Raw genomic sequence first — 1,113 nt, 5'->3', positions numbered from 1 at the left:
GCATCGGTGAGCAGCTGCGCGCCCTGGCCCGCGCGCAGCAGAGTTTCCAGGGCCTGCTCATGGCCGTGCAGGGCATCAGCAGCGAGCTGGAGCTGCCCACAGTCCTGCGCCGCATCGTCAGCACCGCCATGGACCTGGTCGGCGCCCGCTACGGCGCGCTCGGCGTGCTGGACGACGAGGGCGAGTTCCTGCGGGAGTTCATCCCCCTCGGCCTCAGCGCCGAGGAGCTGGGCAACCTCAGCGGCGTGGAGCTGCCGCGCGGCCGCGGCCTGCTCGGGCACCTGATCCACCACCCCGAGCCGCTGCGCGTCAAGCACATCTCCCGCCACCCCGAGTCCTCCGGCTTCCCGCCCGGCCACCCGCCCATGGAGACCCTCCTCGGCGTCGCCATCAACGTCCGCGGCACGACCTACGGCAACCTCTACCTCAGCGACCGCCGCGACGGCCGCCCCTTCGACCAGCACGACGAGGGCGTGGTCCGCACCCTGGCCGGCACCGCCGGCGTCGCCATCGAGAACGCCCGCCTCTACCAGCAGGTCCGCACCAGCTCCGAGCAGTTCCAGCGGATGCTGCTCCCCCGCCTCCTCGACCTGCACCCCTTCGAGGCCGCCACCGTCTACCGCCCCGCCAGCAAGCCCGGCCACCTCGGCGGCGACTGGTACGACGCCCTGCTCCTGCCCGACGGCACCTGCGCCGCCGTCATCGGGGACGTCGTCGGCCACGACCTGAAGGCCGCCGCCGCGATGTCCCAGAGCCGCAGCATGCTGCGCGCCCTCACGCTCTCCGCCCGCGGCGGGGCCGCCTCCCCCGCCGGGCTCCTCCACCAGCTCGACGGCATCCTCGAACGGGTCGGCGAGACGCTGATCACCACCGCCTGCCTGGCCCGCATCGAGCCCGGCGGCGGCGCGTGGGGCCTGCGCTGGAGCAACGCCGGGCACCCGCCGCCGCTGCTCCTGCTGCCGGACGGCCGCACGCGTTACCTCGACGCCCCTCCCGGCCTGCCGCTGGGCGTGGACGCGGGCGGGAGCCGGGACGACCACTTCCACTCGCTGCCCATGGAGGCCATCGTCGTCCTCTATACGGACGGCCTGGTGGAGCACCGGGAGTTCGCCC

At 74.3% G+C, this 1,113-nt stretch carries 1 protein-coding gene; it reads left to right on the top strand.

Going from position 1 to position 1,113, the window contains the following annotated elements; genetic code table 11:
• Positions 1-2: 2 nt before the first annotated feature.
• Positions 3-1,113: PP2C family protein-serine/threonine phosphatase (locus tag D7231_RS35460; protein WP_120760506.1), on the top strand; the 1,111-nt coding region annotated here is incomplete at its 3' end.

Source organism: Streptomyces klenkii, from assembly GCF_003626645.1.
GTDB classification, from domain to species: Bacteria; Actinomycetota; Actinomycetes; order Streptomycetales; family Streptomycetaceae; genus Streptomyces; species Streptomyces klenkii.
Note: the sequence above shows the minus strand (reverse complement) of the source record. Positions and strands in the feature narration are given on the sequence as shown.